General features: G+C 37.3%; 14 protein-coding genes and 1 other annotated feature. Of the genes, 13 read left to right on the forward strand and 1 reads right to left on the reverse strand.

Annotated elements, in window-relative coordinates; all coding sequences use genetic code 11:
• The first annotated feature begins 20 nt into the window (after positions 1-20).
• The 9 genes from PVA17_RS14195 (at position 21) to PVA17_RS14235 (ending at position 13,101) form a co-directional block, all read left to right on the forward strand.
• Positions 21-1,199: an MDR family MFS transporter gene (locus tag PVA17_RS14195; RefSeq protein ID WP_274068042.1), complete on the forward strand. Its 1,179-nt coding sequence runs from the start codon at positions 21-23 to the stop codon at positions 1,197-1,199.
• 172 nt (positions 1,200-1,371) lie between these two features.
• Complete coding sequence (locus PVA17_RS14200; RefSeq protein WP_132364576.1) at positions 1,372-1,716, forward strand: ArsR/SmtB family transcription factor; 345 nt, start codon at positions 1,372-1,374, stop codon at positions 1,714-1,716.
• Between the two features lie 69 nt (positions 1,717-1,785).
• Positions 1,786-3,510 carry a SulP family inorganic anion transporter gene (locus PVA17_RS14205; protein ID WP_274068043.1) on the forward strand — a complete coding sequence of 575 codons (1,725 nt, stop codon included), beginning with the start codon at positions 1,786-1,788 and terminating at the stop codon, positions 3,508-3,510.
• A gap of 379 nt (positions 3,511-3,889) precedes the next feature.
• A complete protein-coding gene (gene dhaK, locus PVA17_RS14210; RefSeq protein ID WP_132364572.1) occupies positions 3,890-5,641 on the forward strand; it encodes a dihydroxyacetone kinase subunit DhaK in 1,752 nt (583 codons plus the stop codon).
• Between the two features lie 101 nt (positions 5,642-5,742).
• Positions 5,743-5,956: a binding site (T-box leader), on the forward strand.
• Between the two features lie 90 nt (positions 5,957-6,046).
• Positions 6,047-8,464, forward strand: coding sequence for a leucine--tRNA ligase (gene leuS / locus PVA17_RS14215; protein WP_274068044.1), 2,418 nt, complete (start codon positions 6,047-6,049; stop codon positions 8,462-8,464).
• A gap of 98 nt (positions 8,465-8,562) precedes the next feature.
• A complete protein-coding gene (locus tag PVA17_RS14220) occupies positions 8,563-9,084 on the forward strand; it encodes a sigma-70 family RNA polymerase sigma factor (RefSeq protein WP_132364567.1) in 522 nt (173 codons plus the stop codon).
• The gene (locus PVA17_RS14225) at positions 9,071-10,000 is read left to right on the forward strand and encodes a hypothetical protein (protein ID WP_274068045.1); all 930 of its coding nucleotides are present in this window, start codon (positions 9,071-9,073) and stop codon (positions 9,998-10,000) included. Before PVA17_RS14220 ends, PVA17_RS14225 begins: the two co-directional genes overlap by 14 nt.
• 821 nt (positions 10,001-10,821) lie before the next feature.
• Positions 10,822-12,093 carry an L-lactate MFS transporter gene (locus PVA17_RS14230; protein WP_132364562.1) on the forward strand — a complete coding sequence of 424 codons (1,272 nt, stop codon included), beginning with the start codon at positions 10,822-10,824 and terminating at the stop codon, positions 12,091-12,093.
• Between the two features lie 315 nt (positions 12,094-12,408).
• The gene (locus PVA17_RS14235) at positions 12,409-13,101 is read left to right on the forward strand and encodes an AIM24 family protein (RefSeq protein WP_132364559.1); all 693 of its coding nucleotides are present in this window, start codon (positions 12,409-12,411) and stop codon (positions 13,099-13,101) included.
• Between the two features lie 378 nt (positions 13,102-13,479).
• Here the strand turns inward: PVA17_RS14235 and PVA17_RS14240 are convergent, their stop codons facing one another.
• Positions 13,480-14,730 (reverse strand): BaiN/RdsA family NAD(P)/FAD-dependent oxidoreductase, encoded by a 1,251-nt coding sequence (locus PVA17_RS14240; RefSeq protein WP_274068046.1) that lies wholly within the window; start codon positions 14,728-14,730, stop codon positions 13,480-13,482.
• Positions 14,731-15,349: 619 nt separating this feature from the next.
• Between PVA17_RS14240 and asnB the strand changes: the two genes are divergently transcribed.
• From asnB to PVA17_RS14260, 4 genes are all read left to right on the forward strand, one after another.
• Positions 15,350-17,200 (forward strand): asparagine synthase (glutamine-hydrolyzing), encoded by a 1,851-nt coding sequence (asnB, locus tag PVA17_RS14245; RefSeq protein WP_132357259.1) that lies wholly within the window; start codon positions 15,350-15,352, stop codon positions 17,198-17,200.
• A gap of 459 nt (positions 17,201-17,659) precedes the next feature.
• On the forward strand, positions 17,660-19,273 hold the full coding sequence (locus PVA17_RS14250) for a putative polysaccharide biosynthesis protein (protein ID WP_132357258.1): 1,614 nt from the start codon (positions 17,660-17,662) through the stop codon (positions 19,271-19,273).
• Positions 19,274-19,282: 9 nt separating this feature from the next.
• Entirely contained in the window at positions 19,283-19,996 is a 714-nt protein-coding gene (locus PVA17_RS14255) for a pseudouridine synthase (protein ID WP_132357257.1), read from the forward strand.
• A gap of 175 nt (positions 19,997-20,171) precedes the next feature.
• A complete protein-coding gene (locus PVA17_RS14260) occupies positions 20,172-21,686 on the forward strand; it encodes a GGDEF domain-containing protein (RefSeq protein WP_274068047.1) in 1,515 nt (504 codons plus the stop codon).
• The last annotated feature ends 63 nt before the right edge of the window (positions 21,687-21,749 follow it).

Here is a 21,749-nt window from a genome sequence, read left to right on the forward strand (position 1 = left end):
GAAACAATGGAGGTCGTTCTATGCCAAAAAGTGTTTGGTTTTTAATTATCGGAATGTTTGTGAACACAACAGGCAACTCATTTTTATGGCCTTTAAACGCCATTTATATGCACGATTATTTAGGGAAATCACTTGCGATGGCGGGCTTTGTGTTGATGCTGAATTCTGCTGCCGGCGTATTAGGAAATCTCTTAGGTGGTTACTTATTTGATAGAATAGGTGGCTATAAATCAACAATGTTGGGCATTCTTTTGACAATTTCCTCATTAGTAGCTTTAACGATTTGGCACGGCTGGCCACATTATGTGTGGATTTTAACGATACTTGGCTTTAGTGGGGGTATTGTTTTCCCAGGAATGTTTGCTTTAGCTGGAACTGCGTGGCCTGAGGGCGGACGAAAGGCTTTTAACGCAATTTATTTAGCTCAAAATGTAGGAGTGGCGATTGGTCCTGCACTTGCCGGTGTTGTTGCTGATTATAAATTTGACTACGTCTTTATTGTCAACTTAGCTATGTATATATTGTTCTTTTTTATAGCGTTTTTTACTTTTAAACGATTTGAAGAAGGAAGCATTGCACCGAAGAATGTCGTGAGTGAAAGTAAGCGAATTATTAATAAAGCACCGTTTTATGCACTATTAATTATTAGTTCATCCTCTGTGTTATGCTGGCTAGCTTATTCACAATGGAGTGCGACTATTTCTTCCTATACGCAAGATTTAGGATTAGGGTTGAAACAGTACAGCTTACTTTGGACAATTAATGGCCTACTTATTGTTTTAGGGCAACCGCTAATTGCACCGCTAGTGAAACGTTGGGAAAATAAATTGAAGCGTCAATTAGTTTTTGGCGTTACCTTAATCGCAATATCCTTTGGCATCATTGCATTTGCGAGTGATTTTAAAATGTTTGGAGCAGCAATGGTTGTGCTAACTTTTGGTGAAATGTTTTATACGCCTGCTTTACCTACCATCGCCAATCATCTTGCACCAAAAGGGCGTCAGGGCTTTTATCAAGGGATTATTAATAGTGCGGCAACTACAGGTCGTATGATTGGCCCTCTATTTGGTGGTATTATGGTTGACCAGTTTGGCATGATTGCACTCGTATTAATGCTAGTAATTATTGTATTGTTTGCGATTATTCCATGCCTTATCTATGATTATCCTTTACGAAATAAGAAAACAGTGACAAATTAGTAGTTAAATTTAACGAAAATATTTTCAAAACGAGCAAAAAATGTGTGGGAAACACGTTTTTTGCTCGTTTTTTAATAATTGATATTGAAAGTTAACAAATTGTGGCGTACAATCTATCATACATATTCAAATATTTGAATATATGAAATTGAAGTTGCTTGGAGGGGTTTATGTGGAAGAGAGCTTGCAGCAATTTAAGGCAGATTTTTTTAAAGCTTTAGCACATCCATTACGAATCAGAATTCTAGAATTACTAGTAGATGGTAAAAAAAACGTCAATGAAATTCAAAGCTGCTTAGAAAAAGAGGGCTCAGCTGTTTCTCAGCAATTAAGTGTATTGCGAGGCAAAAATATTGTGCATGGGACGAAAGAGGGGAAAAAAGTTTACTATTCTTTAAGCGATCCGATGATTGGGGAATTACTTGGTGTTGCAAAGGATATTTTCAACAATCATTTGATAAATACAATTTCAAGATTAGAAGAAATGACGATTAACGAAAATAATGAAGAGGATTAAATTAATTTTGTAGACTGTGTTCTTATGAAACATTTACCTTGCTTATTATTTTGAAGGGAAGATTTATAGATGAAGTCACTGTTTACAGGACGATATGAAGGATATTCTGTTCATCATTTGAAAAAAGATTTAATATCAGGAGTCATTGTCGGCATTGTGGCAATACCGCTGGCAATGTCTTTTGCTATTGCGTCAGGTGTTAAGCCTGAGTATGGAATATATACAGCTTTTATTGCTGGAATACTTATTTCTCTTTTGGGTGGTTCGAAATATCAAATCGGGGGACCTACAGGTGCGTTTGTGCCAATTCTGCTAGGGGTAGTCATTTCGTATGGCTATGAAAACTTACTAATCGCTGGGTTAATGGCAGGAATTATGTTGTGCTTAATGGGGATATTTAAACTTGGCTCATTAATAAAATTTATCCCGCGACCCGTGACAATAGGATTTACAGCAGGAATTGCCGTTATTATTTTTACAGGCCAAATCGCTAATTTCTTAGGTTTGACTAATATTAAAAGGCATGAGTATTTTATTGACAATGTAAAAGAAATTGTTATGCATATTGGCACAACAAACTTTTATAGTGTTTTAATAGCAATCATTAGTCTTATCATTATTTTGATAACACCTAAAGTTTTACCCAAAGTTCCAGGGGCGTTAGTTGGCATTGTTGTTTCTACATTAGTGGCAACGTTCTTTTTTTCTGGACAAGTTGCCACAATCGCAACGGCCTATGGTCAAATTCCAAATACATTACCGAATTTTGCAATTCCAGATATCACATTAGAACGCATACAGCTACTTATTGGACCAGCCTTTGTGATCGCCATGTTAGGTGGCATTGAATCACTTCTATCGGCAGTAGTAGCAGATGGTATGACAAATACAAAACATAATAGTAATCGAGAACTTGTTGGTCAAGGGATTGCTAATATCGTCACTCCTTTCTTTGGAGGAATCCCTGCGACAGGGGCTATTGCTCGAACTGCAACAAATATTAAAACAGGTGCCGTATCACCGGTATCAGGGGTTATTCACGGTGTATTTGTCTTAGTCACTTTATTAATACTAGCGCCCTTTGCTTCACATATTCCGTTAGCAAGTATGGCTCCAGTTTTAATGGTTGTAGCTTGGAATATGAGTGAGCAAAAGCATTTTGCGCATATTGTTAAATTAAAATCTGGCGATTCCCTCGTTTTAATGATTACGTTTTTACTGACTGTTTTTACGAGCTTAACATTAGCTGTAGAGGTTGGACTTGTGTTAGCGGTCATATTGTTTGCGAAGCGTATGAGCGAAAAGCTTGTCGTAACAAAAGTATTACCGGATCATTCGAAAGAAAGTGGGAAGGTACAATCACATGTTGTTCATCAGAAACGTGACTGTCCACAAATTAGTATTTATACAATTGAAGGTCCTCTTTTCTTTGGCGCAGCTCAAACTTTTGAGGAGGCCATAGTAAGTTCCATTCAACAACAACAGAAAGTTTTGATCTTACGGATGAGTAAAGTACCCTTTTTAGATACGACAGGTGAGACATATTTTGGTAATGTCATCCGGAATTTTAAAGCTCAAGGTGGCACTATTTTAGTTACAGGTGTGCAAGATGAAGTGGAATTGACACTACAAAAAAATGGTTTATATGCTGAAATTGGTGAAGATAATTTCTATCAGCGTACAGGAGAAGCGATTAATAAGGCTTTAAGTTATTTAGATACAAATAAATGTATTGGATGTAAGCATTTTGCTTTTCATGAATGTCAGGAATTATCCCGCGTTAACGGGCAGTAAATTATTCTCACCGAAAGCGAAGTAACATGCTGGGGCAAAAGTATTTTAGCTAAAGTAAAACCCGAATAAATGGCAAGACACTCATACGGTGTTTTGCCATTGTTTGGGTTTTCTTAATTTATTTGAAAGAATTCGGCTTTCGCAAAGATCCTCAACTGCTTGAGAGGTCATGACAATCATCTCTACAACATAAAAAAAGCCGAGTGTCTTTAGCCAAATCGTTCATTTTGTCCTTCTGAGATAAAGCGCTTTCATTTTACTATAATGAATAACAATATGCTTTCAAAATCATAGCAGAAATCGCTTATGAATAATTATAGAAGTATGGATAGGGATAGGTTATGAACAATGTAACCAAGCTTACTGGGGAGGAATAAAAATGAAAAAAATTATAAATCAACCTGAAACTCTCGTTATGGAAATGTGCAATGGGATGGTTATGGCTCATCCGGAACTTGAGTTGTTAAAAAAATATAAAATAATGAAGAAAAAAGAAATGAATGACAATAAGGTAACTTTAATTAGCGGTGGCGGTAGTGGTCATGAACCGGCACATGCCGGATTGGTAGGGAAAGGAATGCTTGATGCTGCAGTATGCGGTGACGTATTTGCTTCTCCTTCGCAAATACAGGTATATCAAGCCATTAAAGCAACAGCCAGCAAAAAAGGTACATTGCTCATCATTAAAAATTACAGCGGAGATATTATGAACTTTAAAAATGGTGCCTACTTAGCTACTGAGGATGGCATTCGAGTAGAGTACGTTCGCGTAAATGATGATATTGCAGTAGAGGATAGTCTTTATACAGTAGGAAGACGCGGCGTTGCAGGGGTTGTGTTAGTGCATAAAATCGCTGGTGCGGCAGCAGAAGAAGGTATGAATTTGCTACAGGTGAAAGCTGTTGCGGAAAAAGCGGCGGCAAATGTTCGAACAATTGGTCTAGCACTAACTTCCTGTACGGTTCCAGCTAGTGGATCACCGACTTTTAAATTGGGTGAAGATGAGATGGAATATGGCGTCGGTATTCATGGAGAGCCCGGGAGAAAACGTGAAAAAATTATGACTGCAGATGAATTAGCTATTCGTATGACAAATGACCTTGTGAAAGATTTAGCATTAGATAAAGGTGTTGAAATTGCTGTTCTAGTAAATGGCTTTGGCGGTACACCGCTTCAAGAACTTTATCTGTTTAACAATGCAGTTACTAGAGAATTAAGTAAAAGAAAGATACGAATCAATAGAACGTTTGTCGGCAATTACATGACTAGTATTGATATGGCTGGGATTTCTTTAACAGTAATGAAACTAGATAATGAGCTGAAAACATTACTATCGAAAGAATGTAATACACCTGCATTTAAGGTAGAGGGACCCGTTGATAGTGTAGAATACGTAGATATTCATGACAATATAGAAGAGAAACGAGTTTTCTTTGAGACGGAAACAGTGGAAGAACACGCTATTATCAAGAGTGAGGTCATCACCTTAAATAATATGATTTATCTCGTAGATAAAATGAGCGAAATTATTATCAAGAACGAAGTACCTTTCTGCGAATTAGATACACATGCAGGTGATGGCGATTTCGGAATGAGCGTCGCTAAAGGATTTAAGCAATTAAAACGAGAATGGGGCTCAATTGTAGGTCAGGAACATTTAACTATTGGGACTTTCCTTGATGCGTGTTCTATGGTGATTATGGAGCATTGTGGAGGCGCTTCTGGACCCATTTGGGGAGGGGCTTTCCGAGCTGCGGGGAAAACTGTAGCAGGAAAAATGAAATTAACGGTCGGAGAGTTTGCTGAAATGTTACAAGCAGCGCTTAAAGGTATACAGTCTATCGGTGAGCGCTCTTTCGGAAGAGGGGCAGAGGTAGGCGATAAAACGCTTGTAGATGCGCTTGCACCTTGTGTAAATGTTTGGGCAGAAAGTGCGTTTGCTTGTGTGGATTTTAAAACTGCCTTTGAAAAAGGGGCAGAGGCTGCTGTTAAAGGAGCGGAATATACAAAAGAAATCGTTGCTCGTATGGGTCGCGCTGGTACAGTTGGTGAAAGAAGCCTAGGTTATCCGGATGCTGGTGCTTATGCGCTAGGCGTTATTTTTACGGAGCTTTCTCGTAGTTTAAAATAGCTGCAGTTTCACAAATAGGCATTGAATTGTTCAAAAATGGGTAGTATGTAAACAAAGTCTTGTGCTTTTTAGTACTTTCCATTAGAATAAATGCAATACTTGTAAAGACAGCGATTTAGGAATAGTAAATTTGTGGTTCTTTTTAGAGAGCTAGCGGTTGGTGGGAGCTAGTAGGAAAGCAAATTGAACTCGCCTTCTGAGTCTGCCCGCGTGAAATAGCGCGTGCCGTTCATTTCCGCGTTAAGGAAGCAAGAGCCGAGTGTAATCACTAATGTGGGTGGTACCGCGGGAGATACGAATTCTCTCGTCCCTTTCTGACTAAGAAAGGGGCGAGTTTTTTTATTTTTTAAATATTTTGTCAATTCTTTAAGTGAAAAGTATGACGCATTCAAAGGAGGAAAAATAATGAGTTTTAATCATCAACAAATTGAAAAAAAGTGGCAGCAATATTGGGCTGATAACAAAACTTTCAAAACTGAAAATGAAACAGAAAAACCGAAATTTTATGCATTAGATATGTTCCCGTACCCATCTGGTGCAGGTCTTCATGTAGGACATCCAGAGGGTTACACAGCGACAGACATCCTTTCACGCTTCAAGCGCATGCAAGGCTATAACGTCCTACATCCTATGGGGTGGGATGCATTCGGTTTACCAGCAGAACAGTATGCACTAGATACAGGAAATGACCCAGCTGAATTTACAGCGAAAAATATTGCGACATTCAAGCGTCAAATCCAAGAGTTAGGTTTTAGTTATGACTGGGATCGTGAAATTAACACAACAGATCCAGAATATTATAAATGGACACAATGGATCTTTATCCAACTTTATAAAAAAGGTTTAGCCTATGTAGATGAAGTAGCTGTAAACTGGTGTCCAGCACTTGGAACAGTACTTGCCAACGAAGAAGTTATTGATGGAAAATCAGAGCGTGGTGGTCACCCTGTAGAACGTCGTCCGATGAAGCAATGGATGCTTAAAATTACTGCCTATGCTGATCGTTTAATCGATGACTTAGAGGAAGTTGATTGGCCAGAGTCTATTAAGGATATGCAACGTAACTGGATTGGTCGTTCAGAAGGGGCAGAAGTAACATTTGATATAGAAGGAACAGATGAAAACTTCACAGTATTTACAACTCGTCCTGATACATTATTTGGTGCTACATACTGTGTGATTGCACCTGAGCATAAATTAGTGGATCAAATTACAACTGCTGGACAACGACAAGCTGTTGAAGCTTATTTAGATAAAGTAAAATTGAAATCTGATTTAGAACGCACAGATTTAGCGAAAGAAAAAACAGGCGTATTCACAGGTGCCTATGCAATTAATCCGATTAACGGTAAAAAAATGCCGATTTGGGTAGCGGACTATGTATTAGTATCATATGGTACTGGTGCAATTATGGCAGTTCCAGCACATGATGAGCGCGACTATGAATTCGCTACAGAATTTGGTTTAGAAATTATTCCTGTCCTTGAAGGTGGAGACATTAGCAAAGAAGCCTTCACAGGTGATGGTAAACATATTAACTCTGACTTCCTTGATGGCTTAAACAAAGAGGAAGGTATTGCTAAGGCAATTCAATGGCTTGAAGAAAAAGGTGTAGGAGAGAAGAAAATCTCTTACCGTCTTCGCGACTGGTTATTCTCTCGTCAACGTTACTGGGGTGAGCCAATCCCGATGATTCATTGGGAAGATGGTACAACGACGCCAGTGCCAGAATCAGAATTACCATTAGTACTACCAAAAACAGATAATATTCGTCCTTCTGGTACGGGTGAATCTCCGTTAGCGAACATTTCTGAATGGGTAAATGTTGTTGATCCTGAAACAGGCAAAAAAGGTCGTCGCGAAACGAATACGATGCCACAGTGGGCAGGTTCTAGCTGGTACTTCATTCGTTATATTGACCCAACAAATAAAGAAGCAATCGCAGACCCAGAATTACTGAAACGCTGGTTACCAGTTGATATTTATATCGGTGGGGCAGAGCATGCCGTATTACACTTACTATATGCTCGCTTCTGGCATAAAGTATTATACGATTTAGGTGTTGTACACACGAAAGAGCCATTCCATAAATTATTTAACCAAGGGATGATTCTTGGTGAAGGTAACGAAAAAATGTCTAAATCAAAAGGGAATGTCGTGAACCCGGATGAAATCATTTCTTCACACGGTGCTGATACTTTACGTCTATATGAAATGTTTATGGGTCCACTTGAAGCATCTGTTGCATGGTCAACAAATGGCTTGGACGGAGCACGTCGCTTCTTAGATCGTATTTGGCGCCTATTTGTCAATGAAGAAGATGGCACAATCGCTGGGAAAATTCAAGCTTCTGATGACAAAACACTAGAAAAATCATATCATCAAACGGTGAAAAAAGTGACAGAGGATTATGAAGGTATTCGCTTCAATACAGCTATTTCACAAATGATGGTATTCATCAATGATTGCTACAAAGCAGATGTAATTCCAACAGAATATGCTGAAGGCTTTGTGAAAATGCTAGCTCCAATGGTTCCTCACGTTGCTGAAGAGCTATGGCAAATATTAGGTCATGGTGAAACACTTTCATATGCGCAATGGCCAACATATGATGAGTCTAAACTTGTTGATGATGAAGTGGAAATCGTCGTACAAGTACTTGGCAAAGTACGCGCAAAAATCATCGTAGCGAAAGATGCTTCAAAAGAGGAAATCGAAAAAGTAGCACTTGCAGATGACAAAGTACAAGAGTATATAGCAGGCAAAAACGTTGTAAAAATTATTGTCATTCCAGGCAAACTTGTTAACATCGTCGTGAAATAATAATGCGGAAAAGTGTCCAATATTTGGGCACTTTTTTCTTTTCTGCTGAAACCATCTAAGATTTTGATACGACTATAGATTGAATAGGAGGTGTTTGTTTGAGTGAGCATTTAGCAAGGGTTATGGAAGATCATGGTGAATATTGTCTTCGTGTAGCCTATCTTTATGTTAAAGACTGGGCTATTGCAGAAGAAATTGTTCAAGATGTATTTTTCGCCTATTATCAGCAGCAGGAGCGCTTTGAACAACGATCCTCACTAAAAACATATTTAGTCAAAATAACCGTACATAAAAGTCATGACTATTTACGAAGCTGGAAAAATAAGCGTCACGTTTTATTTGAAAAGCTGCACATTGGGGTGAGTAAACGATCGCCAGAAACAAGTTTGCTTGAAAAGGATGAACGAAAAATTGTGACAGCAGCATTGTTTGAACTTCCTATAATCTATCGAGAAGTAATTATTCTTTATTATTACCAAGAATTAAAAGTTCGTGAGATAGCGGAAGTACTTGCATGTGCAGAAAATACAGTGAAAACAAGACTGCGTAGAGCAAGGCAAATTTTGCAGGAAAAACTGGACAAAAATCATTGGGAGGTGCTAGAAGATGACATCTTTTAAGGATAAAGTGGATAAAGAGCTTGGAGAAGCCCCACGTTTCTCACAACAATTGCAGGAGCGTATTTTGCACGATGTAGTTCAGCAAAATAAACAACCTCGTAGATGGCAATATCCAATGATTTTCATAGGAGCAGTCGTGACGATCCTCATCTTAATTGTAATTGGGCCATGGAATCAAGTAGAGACATCTAAGCATGCTTCGATTGTTGAGCTAGCCCGGCATGAGGTTAAACAGTTTACTAGTGCGTATAATTGGGAGGAGGATACCTTTAAGGCCGGAAGAACTGGCTGGATTTTAGGGCAACAGTCTTATAAAAATGATTCGGAAACAAAGCTCATTGCCAATACGCTTCAAAAGGCAGTTATTTCGAAGAAGGATGATGATTACTATGCATACCGTGATGTATGGGTAGAGTTTAACAATGGGCAGGCTGTGCAGCTAAAAATGTTCTTAAACGATGGGCAGCTAGCTTTCAGCGATCGACATACAAATGTCTTTTACAAAGTGCAAGATGACGATACTGCCTCAGCGTTTATTGCGCTTATGGAAGATGAAAAAGATTTTAGTTTTGGTAAGATCTTTACTTTTTTAATAATGGCTCTCTTACTAGGATGGCTTTTAGAAAAAGCTATTCGAAAGAAGTTTAGTATTCCAAAGGAACCAAAATATATAAATACAAGCCATCAACGTACAACGTATATTGCTAAGTTTATACAAGGGGCGACCTTAATTTTATTTAATATAAATGGGTGGTTTTTATATACAGCTGCATTTTGGATATTTTTAACTGTCGCTATAGTAAGCAATTTTTTGATTGACTATTATTATGGACGTGAAGAAAAAAGACATTATGTTTCGATAGGGTCATTTGTACTAGTGCTACTAATTATTATATTTATCATTTATTTTCTATAGAAAAGGAAAAACGAAAGAAAAGAGATGCTCACGTTATTCGAGAGCATCTCTTTTTGATGGATGACTAGAAATTGAAAACTTGTTTTGAAATATACCGACAAAAATACTAAATTAACATCGTTCTAAAAAGTACTTTTTTACTTGTATGTTTTTTGTTATAACTGATTGGTTTAGTTGCTTTTAAGTTAAAAAGCATTACTAGCTAGAGTCTAAAAAATTTGTAGGATTCATTTTAAGTGAAAAAATATATATTTGAATAATAAAAATGAATGGGTAGTGATTATTCATTTTGAAATATACAAAAAGTGTATTGGATTTATTTTATTGAATATCCATTAAAAGTTAAATAGATCATTTAACAGTGTTTTTTAGCATCCTTTTACGAGGAAGAAATTCATTTATTTAAGCTGCAAAATTCTCTCTTATTCTAAAAATTTCTACATAGTGATTCCCTTTTTGTGCCCTATCCAAGAAATATGTTGGGTTAATGAGAGTAAGGGAAAAAGGAATATACATAGATTGCATGTGAAAATATGCACAAAATTAATTATATCAAAATAATTTTTGTGCAACTTGATAATAGAGTAGAAAAATAATATTAGCTAAAAAATGTTACGGTTTTCGTTTAATAAACATCTATTTACTTAGAGGCTGTAGGGTTTTTGTTATAAAATCACTAGGGTGAAAAATAAAATACTTTTTGGAGAAATAATATTTTTTAAAAAAACATCTTGCATTTGAATAATTCTAAGTGTTAAATTGTTTTCAGGGACGTTCATAAAACTTTCACAGGTAGCAAAAGAGGGGAGAAAAGAGAAATTATGAATAAAAATAGATGGTTAATTGCATTATCCGCAATCGCTATTCATCTTTCGATCGGTGGAGCATATGCATACAGTGTATACAAGCTACCGATTGTCAAAGAGATGGGATGGAGTGAAACAAACGTAACGGTTGCCTTCACAATAATGATGGGGCTTGCTGGTTTTTCAGCAGCATTGTTCGGTAACTTAGTAGAAAAAATGGGGCCACGTAAATCTGCCATGATAGCAGCTGTTCTATTTGGAGCAGGACAAGCTGGTGCGGGTGTAGCGATTTCAATGGATTCCGTAACATTGTATTGGTTAACATATGGTTTACTAAGTGGCTTGGGTATGGGTATTGGTTATATTGCGCCAGTATCGACATTGGTAAAATGGTTCCCAGATCGCCGCGGTTTAGCAACGGGTATGGCTGTACTTGGATTTGGTTCAGGGGCACTTATTACAGCGCCAGTCGCAGCTAACTTAATGGAGGCTGTAGGTATTTCTACAACGTACTTTATTTTAGGGGCAAGTTATTTCACGTTAATGATTTTAGGGGCTTCATATATAGCACCGCCTAAACCTGGTTATATGCCAGCGAATATGAAGGCTGCTGCAGATAATGGTAAAGAAGTTGTGAAAAAAGATTTAGCTGTCATGTCAGCACGTGAAGCTGTGAAAACTAAGCATTTCTGGATGCTTTGGTCGATGCATTTAGTAAACGTAACAGCAGGTATTATGATGATTTCTGTTGCATCTCCAATGGCTCAAGAAATTGTAGGATTATCAGTTGCGGGAGCCGCAGCAATGGTAGGAATAATGGGATTATTTAATGGTGGTGGTCGTTTAATATGGGCTGCTGTGTCTGACTATATTGGTCGTTCGAACGTCTTTGTCATTTTCTTTATCGCACAGCTTGTTACTTTTATCGTCTTACCACATACTACAAACGTTATTATTTTCCAAGCACTTATTTTCTTAGTTGTTAGTTGCTATGGTGGAGGTTTCTCGAATCTACCTGCATTTGCAAGTGATTTATTCGGTACGAAACAACTTGGCGTTATTCATGGTTATTTATTAACGACTTGGTCTTTAGGTGGTATTTTTGGACCGCTTTTAGTAAGCACAATTAAAAACGCTTATGGAAGTTATATTCCAGTATTCTATGTATTTACAGGGTTAATTGCAGCTTCGTTAATTATTGCTTTAACGTTACGTGCAGATGTACGTAAACGAACAGCATTAAAAGAAGCTTCTCAAAAGGTTGGAGACGTCTCCGCTACACAATAAAATAATACTTTCAATTCGCACTTGAAAGTAGGCCATATGAGTGTCATTTCGCACATGACGCTTGTATGGTCTTTTTTTTGTAGCTGTTGTTATATAACACTTGATTAATCTTTGTTTAATGTATAACAGTCGATGTCTGCTGTCAATATCATTACAGGAAATAAAGTGATTTCGCTACCAAAAGAGAAATTTTGCAACGGAAAGCGAATGAGGGGTTCATTTTCAAGAGGGAGATACGCTCCTTTAAATTATTGATTTGATTGAATCTTTTCATATGCTAAAACGTATATAAAATAAATAAGGAGGCAATGTAATATGGGGAAATTTTCTTTAAATGAATTTATCAATAAAACACAGCAAGACGACAACGAAAATGAATACTTCGAGTTAGAAACTGAGCGTGTATTAGAGGTTAACCTAGATGGCGAGGTTTGGTCGAAAATGGGCGCGATGATTTCTTACATAGGAGATATTAAGTTTGAGCGTGAGCGTGTGCTGGAACATGGACTCGGTAAAATGTTTAAAAAAGCATTAACAGGCGAAGGTACACAACTTATGAAAGCGAAAGGTAAAGGGCGACTTTATTTAGCCGATCAAGGGAAAAAAATAACGGTTTTCGATTTAAAGGATGAAAGTATTTGTGTAAACGGCAATGATTTACTTGCCTTTGAGCCAAGTATTAATTGGGATATTCATTTAATGCGTAAAATGGCAGGAGTCATGTCAGGCGGGTTGTTTAATGTAACCTTACAAGGAAGAGGGAAGGTAGCTATCACAACTCATTTTGAGCCGTTAACATTGTTAGTGAAGCCTGGTGAAACGGTCTATACAGATCCGCATGCTACAGTAGCGTGGTCAGGTAATCTGGCACCAGAGTTTAAAACAGATATTAGCTTCCGAACATTTATCGGTCGTGGTAGCGGTGAATCCATTCAAATGGCATTTTCAGGTGAGGGATTTGTCATCATTCAACCATTTGAGGAAGTATATATGTCTAAAGATAGTTAAAAAAGCGTGTCCGTTTTGGGACACGCTTTTTATATGATGATGAGTAACTTAAATCGCTGATAAGTCGCAGGAAATCGCTGATAAAAGACTCGGAATCGCTGATAAGTCGCAGGAAATCGCTGATAAGTCGCAGGAAATCGCTGATAAAAGACTCGGAATCGCTGATAAGTTGCAGGAGATCGCTGATAAAAGACTAAGAATCGCTGATAAGCCGCCGGGAATCGCTGATAAAAGACTAAGAATCGCTGATAAGCCGCCGGAAATCGCTGATAAAAGACTAAGAATCGCTGATAAGTCGCCAGAAATCGCTGATAAAAGACTAAGAATCGCTGATAAGTCCCGAAAAATCGCTGATAGAAATCTGAGATACAGATTATATTATAGTGCTGCATTCATCCCTGCAATACGTCCTGTAACGAGTGCTGACGTTATATTATAGCCACCTGTGTAGCCATGGATATCAAGTATTTCTCCGCAGAAAAATAAACCAGCTTTTTTCTTTGAAGCCATTGTCTTTGGTTCAATCTCTTTAACAGAAACGCCACCTCCAGTGACGAATGCCTTTTCAAGGGATTGCGTACCACTAACTGTCATTGTGAAATTGACGAGTAGTTTAGCTAAATTGCGGATTTTTTCCTGTGATAATTCAGTACCTGTCAATTGGACATCGATGTCTGCGCGTTCACATAAAAATAGCAGCCAGCTTTCAGGTGCAATTCCTTTCCAAACATTTTTCACCGCTTTTTTTGGATCTTCTTTAATAAGTTTGTTTAAATATTGCAGACACGTTTCTTCATTATAATCAACAAGAGTTTGAATACGCATTGTCACAGGCTCGTAACCGGTTTTCATTAATTCTTTCACGACAAATTGACTGCAACGCAAAACAGCAGGACCGCTTAATCCGAAATGAGTAAAGAGCATGTCCATTTGATGTGTTACGAGCACCTTGCCCTTTTTGTTTAAAACAGAGACAGCGACATTTCTCAGAGCAAGCCCTTGTAGCTCACGAGCTTGAATAAAATCCTCTTTTGATAGTACAGGAACCTCAGTAGGGAAAAGAGTTGTAATTGTATGGCCAGCACGCTCTGCCCATGGATAACCATCGCCTGTTGAGCCTGTTTGTGGAACAGCTTTCCCACCAACGGCAACGACTACCGCCTTACTACGAATTTCTGTGCCATCTGTAAGACGTACCCCAAGAATTTTATCCTCATCCATTAGAAGTTTATTAACGGGTGTGTTTAAGCGAACTTCAACATGTAGTCTCTGAAGCTGACGAATAAGTGCATCTACAACATCTTGCGCGCGATTAGACACAGGGAACATACGCCCATGATCTTCCTCTTTTAATGCCACGCCAAGTCCTTCGAAAAATGCGATAATATCCTCGTTATTGTAAACCGTGAATGGGCTGTAAAGAAAACGGCCGTTCCCAGGTATGTGCTTAACGATTTCTTCAACTGGTAAACGGTTTGTGACATTACAGCGACCACCGCCTGAAATGGCCAGTTTTTTGCCAAGCTTCGTCCCTTTTTCTAGTAATAATACTTTCTTTTTATGCTCTCCAGCAGCGATAGCAGCCATTAAACCGGATGGGCCACCACCGATAACGATAACATCGTACATATATTTAAACTCACTTTCTTATCAAATTAGGAATCTTTCCTATTATACATGAAGTCTATATAGAGGGGCTTCTTTCACATTGAAAATAAAACAAAAGTATTTTATAATTCTTTATCTTCAACTTTAAGCAGCTTGTCACCAAAACGTGGAGTTGATTTCCGTTCCGACTAGGCGCTTTGTAGCTGACGCTTCGCTTTCGCTACAGAAAACATTTGTAGCTGACGCTTCGCTTTCGCACAGAGCAAAGCTTCCTGGGGGCGTCCGATAGCTTCCTGGGGGCGTCCGATGAGCCGCTTCGCTGCAGGGTTTCATCTGTAACGCTAATCCCCAAGGAGTCGCCTAGTCTCCACTACAATCAACTTATACACATGACATACTTTTTAATACAATGTCATCTAAAACTTTCGGTGATGAGCTTTCAAGTGTGAAATTTAGATGGAAGATGAAAAATTAAAGTGTTTTTAAATGAGATAAAGTGCTCGGTGTTTGAACGAATAATCAGTGTAGGAGAACCTCACTGATGAAAGTTTTGCAATATCTGTATTGTCTGTATGAAATGAATGTCTTTTCATGCTATTATGGTAAAGGTTAAGCACTAAATTATGAGGTGAAAAATAGAATGTGCGGATTTATAGGCTATATTAATGGAACAAATGTGATCGATCATCATCAAACGATCGAAAATATGATGAATACAATTATTCACCGTGGACCAGACAGCGGTGGGATTCATAGTGATGATAAAGTAACGTTAGGATTCCGTCGATTAAGTATTATCGACTTATCAGACGTGGCAAATCAGCCGTTGTACAGTGCGGATGGTAACATCGTTCTCGTATTTAATGGAGAGATCTTTAACTTCCAAGAGCTGCGTGCTGATTTGGTTGAAAAGGGTCACAACTTTAAAACACACTCTGATAGTGAAGTTATTATTTATGGTTATGTTGAATATGGCGTAGATTTTGTCAAAAAGCTTCGCGGGATGTTCGCATTCTGTATTTGGGATAAAAAGAATGATTTGCAATTCATCGCTCGTGATGGCTTTGGTATTAAGCCACTGTATTATACAGAAAATACTACAGATGGTACTTTTATTTTCGGTTCAGAAATTAAATCATTTTTACCACACCCATCATTTATTAAAGAATTAAATAAAAATGCGCTACGTCCGTATTTGACGTTCCAATACTCTTCAATGGACGAAACGTTCTTTAAAGGTGTGTACAAATTACAACCAGCACACTATATGCTTATTCAAAATGGACAAAAGCAAATTGTGCAGTATTGGGATAAAAAATTCCATGCAAAAGAAGCTCCAATTGAAAAATATGTTGAAGAAATTCGTACGACAGTAAGAGAATCAGTAGATGCGCATCAAATAAGCGATGTAAAGGTTGGTTCTTTCTTATCAGGTGGTATTGATTCAAGTTATATTACTTCATTATTACGCCCTGATAAATCCTTCTCTGTTGGTTTCTCTGACTATGAGGATATGTTTAATGAAACAAATTTAGCAAAAGATTTATCTGATACATTAAATATTCAAAATGAGCGTAAATATATTTCGGCAGATGAGTGTTTTGAAGCATTACCAAAAATTCAGTGGCATATGGACGAGCCACAATCAAACCCATCTTCTGTCCCACTTTACTTCCTTTCTGAATTAGCATCGAAGGATGTAACAGTAGTACTTTCAGGTGAAGGTGCGGATGAAATCTTTGGTGGTTACTCATGGTACCAAAACTCTGGCAAAATGCAAAAATATGAGAAAGTTCCATTTGGTATTCGTAAAGCGTTACGTGGCTTAGCAGAGGCGTTACCTAAAAATCAATATACACACTTCCTTATTAAAGGCGGTCAAACCGTAGAAGAACGCTTCATTGGGGAAGCGGTTGTATGGGACGAAGAAGATGCATTAAATGTTTTGAAACCGGATTATAAAAATGGTCCATCTGTAAAATCCATTACAAAACGCATTTACGATGAAGTTCCAGGTGATGATGATGTTACTAAAATGCAGTATCTTGATTTAAATCTTTGGATGCCAGGCGATATTTTATTAAAAGCAGATAAAATGAGTATGGCCCATTCTATTGAATTACGTGTTCCATTTTTAGATAAAGAAGTGATGGAATTAGCGAAAAACATTCCATCGAAATATCGCGTAAATGACATTGATACGAAATACGTTCTTCGTCAAGCTGCACATCAGGAATTACCTGAAGAATGGGCAAAACGTCCAAAGCTTGGCTTCCCAGTACCAATTCGTCACTGGCTACGTGAAGAAAAGTATTATAAGATGGTAAAAGAAATGTTTACAACTGACTTTGCCAATGAATTCTTTGATACTAAACAATTAGTAGGCTACCTCGATGAGCACTATGAAGAAAAAGCAAATCGTGGCCGTTATATTTGGACAGCCTATGTGTTCTTAGTATGGTATAAACAATTTTTCGTAGATATGAAATAGAGCAGTATCAAATCGGTGGGGGTTTTCTTAATCTCCACCGATTATTTTGAGCCTTCTACTTTCTATAGGAAGGGACAGCCACTATTTTTTTTATAGAGCTTCTAGAACTTTTTAATGTATTTGTGCGTCTGTTTACCTATAAATATGTTAAGATTACAGTTGGTTTACTTATTTAATATTTTGCGATGGTATGCTTTCTAGTATTCTACTGAATTTTTTATGGCGGTAGAATTAAGATTTAAACAGTAAAGAGAAAGCTCGTTTGAAACAATCCTGTAAAAGGGCTCGGGTAGCGGAAGAAACCGCTAAGGTAGCAAAAAAGGACTGTTCAAGAATCAGGTTAAATCTCATTTTGAAAAACGCATGCCCTGCTGTATGGGAATAAATACCTTTAATAGCAAATGTTTATAAGTGTTTTGGTAATGAAAATATTGATTTTACGATGAATGGATGGGTACGATGTCCAATTTAATGAAAGGTACTGCGATATTAACAATGGGAATGTTTTTATCGAAGGTGCTCGGATTAATTTATATTTTTCCTTTTTATGCGATTGTAGGTGAGGAAAATGTTGCTCTCTATCAATATGCATATATTCCCTATTCGATAATGCTAGCAATAGCCATCTCAGGTGCGCCAATTGCTGTATCCAAGTTTGTTTCTAAATACAATGCATTGGGTGATTATCAATCAGGCCGCAAGCTAATGAAATCTGGCATACTTATTATGATGTGTACGGGGTTAGCTGCGTTTATTGTTCTCTTTATATTAGCCACGCCAATAGCGGGGCTTGTTATTAAAAGTGATGAACAGGCATTTACGGTAGAGCAAATTGCTTCAGTTATTCGCTGGGTGAGTTTTGCGCTAATTGTCGTGCCATTTATGAGCCTCTGGCGTGGATTTTTCCAAGGCTATGACAAAATGGAGCCTACAGCGGTTTCTCAGTTAGTGGAGCAAATTGTTCGCATTGTTGTGTTATTGGGTGGTTCTTTCTTAGTCGTGGTAGTTTTCAAAGGGAAACCAGAAACAGCTGTTTCCTTTGCAGTATTTGCTGCATTTATTGGGGCAATTGGTGGGTTGCTAGTACTTTATTATTATTGGAAGAAGTATCAACCTGAATTTGATTTACTGCGCAGTCAAAGTGTGACGTCTACACAGCTACCAATGTCCAACATATATAAAGAAGTAATTACGTATTCAATTCCAATGGTATTTGTAGGCGTAGCCAATCCGTTGTTCCAATTAGTAGATATGCTAACATTTAATGGAGCTATGATATCGATAGGCTTAGCGGAAGTAACAGATAAGTATTTATCAATGATTAACTTTACAACACAAAAGGTTGTCATTATCCCAGTAATGTTAGCTACAGGTTTTTCGTCGGCACTAGTACCGACGATTACAAAGTACTTTACGCAAGGTGAATATTTATCGCTACGACATGCAATGGATAAAACATATCAAATATTAATTTTTATTACATTGCCTGCGGTAGTTGGAATTTCATTGTTATCGAATGAAATTTACTTTATGCTCTATACTGAAAGTGAGATGGGGGCTATGATTTTAGCCCATTATGCACCTGTTGCTATTTTATTTGCATTATTCCAAGTGACGGCAGCTCTTTTACAGGGCATTGACTTCCAAAAGTGGATTGTCTTAAGCTTATTAACTGGAATTTTCGTCAAGCTAGCGATTAACATTCCGTTAATTCGTTGGATGGAGGCAGATGGCGCACTTCTCGCTACAGCTATTGGCTATAGTGTTTCAATTATTATTAATATGCTTGTGTTAAGAAAAACACTGAACTATAAATCTGAAATGGTTATTCGTCGTGTCATGCTTATTTCTCTTTTAACAGCGGCAATGGCGGTAAGTGTACTAATCGTTCATAAACTTTTAGTGTTATTAATGGGACCAGTAAGTAGTAAATTCTCTGCATTAGTTTATTCTGTTATTTGTGCTGGAGTAGGTGTAGCAGTATATGGCTATTTGTCTTTACGCCTAGGCTTAGCACAAAAGCTTCTCGGTGAACGATTGACAAGAATTACAAACAAACTAGGGCTTAAATAGGAGGTACGAATGCGTTTAGATAAATTACTGTCGAATATGGGTTACGGGTCACGCAAGGAAGTTAAGCAGCTTCTAAAGCAAAAAGCAGTGACAGTAGATGGTGCATATGCGAAGGATGCAGCATTACATGTTGATCCTGACAAGCAGGATGTCTCCGTATTTGGTGAACGTGTGAACTATACAGAATTTGTATACTTTATGATGAATAAACCTCCTGGAGTTATTTCTGCAACGGAAGATTTACGAGATGAAACTGTCATCGATTTGTTAGATCCATTACACCAACATTTTCAGCCTTTCCCTGTAGGTCGCCTAGATAAAGATACAGAGGGATTATTATTGATCACAAATGATGGCATATTAGCACATAATTTATTGTCACCTAAAAAACATGTACCGAAGGTTTACTATGCACAAATAGAAGGAATTGTGACTGAGGATGACTGTGAGAAGTTTGCTCAAGGTGTTGAGTTAGACGATGGTTATGTAACAAAACCCGGAGAGCTCATCATATTAAAATCCGCTCAGCAATCAGAAATTGAGTTAACGATTCAAGAAGGAAAGTTTCATCAGGTGAAGCGTATGTTTGAGTCTGTTGGTAAACGTGTAACGTATTTAAAACGCCTATCGATGGGCAGCCTAAAGCTAGATGACAATCTAGAGTTAGGTGAATATCGAGCATTAACGGCCGAAGAACTAGCTTGCTTACAAAATAGGGATTAAGGAATTCCTCGATGCTAATATAGATTAGTATCGAGGCATTTTTTATATACATAGTTATACCGGTAACTGTATAATTGAAATAACTTTTGTGTAAAAAGCTATTTAGTCTAACGTACTAATAAATCTCTAAATGTTTCAGAAAATCTGATGGTGAAAATAAGTAGAGGACAAGTTAATGAAAAACCTAAGAATTAAATTATTAATATCTTTATTTGCCTTTGCATTAATACTAGTTGGTGTTATTTTTTACGTTAATAGGCAAATACTTACTGAAGATATGAAAAAACAAGAAGTCATGAATAGAACATTAATTGAAAATCATATTCTTAAGGATATGCAGGCTGTAGATAATGCACATTTTTATTTTGATAAAAATCTCTCTGAAAAAATGGAAGAAGTACTACGAAAACTGATTACTTATTATAAAGAAAATCCACATATAGCGAAGTGGGATTTACAGAAAATAAAAAGCGAAAATGACATGGACGTGTACATACTCGACCAATCAAATACCGTAATTTATACTACTTTTGAAAAAGATAAAGGTTTAGCTTTTTCAGAATGTTGCCACCGTTTTTCTACTTTACTAGACGAACGTCGAGCAAGCGGAGAATACTACTCTGATGGTATAGATATTTCAACAACTACTGGGGGATATCGAAAATTTGGCTATTTAGCAACACCTGACAAGAAATATTTATTTGAGGTAGGTATAGACTTACTTGATGATCCTGTATTCCAAACGTTTAACTTCGGAAAAACTGCTGACTATTTAATAGATAAATATGCAGATTTGATAGAAGTACAAACGATAAATGCGGGTGGTGTTTTCTTTGATGATTCTAAAGCTAAAAAAATAACTGTAAATGATAAATCGAAAATGTTTCAAGAGCATTTTGAGCTAGCAAAAAAAACGATGAAACCAACGGAATATCAAACGGAGTTTAAAAATGGTTATATCGAAAAATACCGTTTTATACCTTACGAAGCTGAAGCGGTTCGGGGAGAATCCACTAGAAGAGTTGTATATGTGAAATATGGTAATTTCACAGAAATAAGAGCGCTAACTAAAAATATAAAGCAGTTTCGAGTATTGCTTTGTATTGCTTTAGTAACTTCGTTCATCATGTTACTAGTCATCAACAAACTCCTTTCCAAAACGATTCATCTTGCAACATATGATCCTTTAACAAATGTTTATAATCGTGCTACCTATGTTAGTAAAATGGATAAGTTATTAAGACAAAGGAAGACGAATCAACCTGGTTTATTGCTGTTAGATTTAGATAATTTTAAACAAGTAAATGATCGGTTTGGACATGTTGAAGGTGATAAAATTCTGATTGAAACAGCAAGAACATTAAAGCAAGAAGTAGGGAAAAATGGCTTTGTTGTAAGATTTGGTGGCGATGAATTTGCAATTGTTTTATATGATACGAAGGATGAAAGTATGGGGAAATTAGCAAATTCCATTTTGGAGAAAATTCATCACTTGAAGTATGAGGATAATGTTTCTATTGATAGATGGTCTGTACTTTCAGTCAGTATGGGCGGAGCTATTTGCATTCATCCAGATGAGTCAGAAAGAAGCTTATTTGAGCGTGCAGATAAGGCGTTGTATCAATCGAAAAATGCTGGTAAAGACCAATACACCAGTTATGAAGAAGCTCCTGCAAATAAAGAAAGCTAATGCCACTTCAAAATTTTAAGGATAACATAATATACTCGCTCCATTTTTAACAGTGAGTCCAAG

The organism is Lysinibacillus sp. CNPSo 3705 (assembly GCF_028674935.1).
Lineage (GTDB): Bacteria > Bacillota > Bacilli > Bacillales_A > Planococcaceae > Lysinibacillus.

What these genes read in the sequence shown, in the direction of transcription:
- PVA17_RS14230 (WP_132364562.1), top strand. Translation starts at nt 10,822, where the DNA reads ATGAATAAAAATAGATGGTTAATTGCATTATCCGCAATCGCTATTCAT.
- PVA17_RS14255 (WP_132357257.1), top strand. Translation starts at nt 19,283, where the DNA reads ATGCGTTTAGATAAATTACTGTCGAATATGGGTTACGGGTCACGCAAG.
- PVA17_RS14260 (WP_274068047.1), top strand. Translation starts at nt 20,172, where the DNA reads ATGAAAAACCTAAGAATTAAATTATTAATATCTTTATTTGCCTTTGCA.
- dhaK (WP_132364572.1), top strand. Translation starts at nt 3,890, where the DNA reads ATGAAAAAAATTATAAATCAACCTGAAACTCTCGTTATGGAAATGTGC.
- leuS (WP_274068044.1), top strand. Translation starts at nt 6,047, where the DNA reads ATGAGTTTTAATCATCAACAAATTGAAAAAAAGTGGCAGCAATATTGG.
- PVA17_RS14250 (WP_132357258.1), top strand. Translation starts at nt 17,660, where the DNA reads ATGTCCAATTTAATGAAAGGTACTGCGATATTAACAATGGGAATGTTT.
- PVA17_RS14195 (WP_274068042.1), top strand. Translation starts at nt 21, where the DNA reads ATGCCAAAAAGTGTTTGGTTTTTAATTATCGGAATGTTTGTGAACACA.
- asnB (WP_132357259.1), top strand. Translation starts at nt 15,350, where the DNA reads ATGTGCGGATTTATAGGCTATATTAATGGAACAAATGTGATCGATCAT.
- PVA17_RS14235 (WP_132364559.1), top strand. Translation starts at nt 12,409, where the DNA reads ATGGGGAAATTTTCTTTAAATGAATTTATCAATAAAACACAGCAAGAC.
- PVA17_RS14205 (WP_274068043.1), top strand. Translation starts at nt 1,786, where the DNA reads ATGAAGTCACTGTTTACAGGACGATATGAAGGATATTCTGTTCATCAT.
- PVA17_RS14225 (WP_274068045.1), top strand. Translation starts at nt 9,071, where the DNA reads ATGACATCTTTTAAGGATAAAGTGGATAAAGAGCTTGGAGAAGCCCCA.
- PVA17_RS14240 (WP_274068046.1), bottom strand. Translation starts at nt 14,730, where the DNA reads ATGTACGATGTTATCGTTATCGGTGGTGGCCCATCCGGTTTAATGGCT.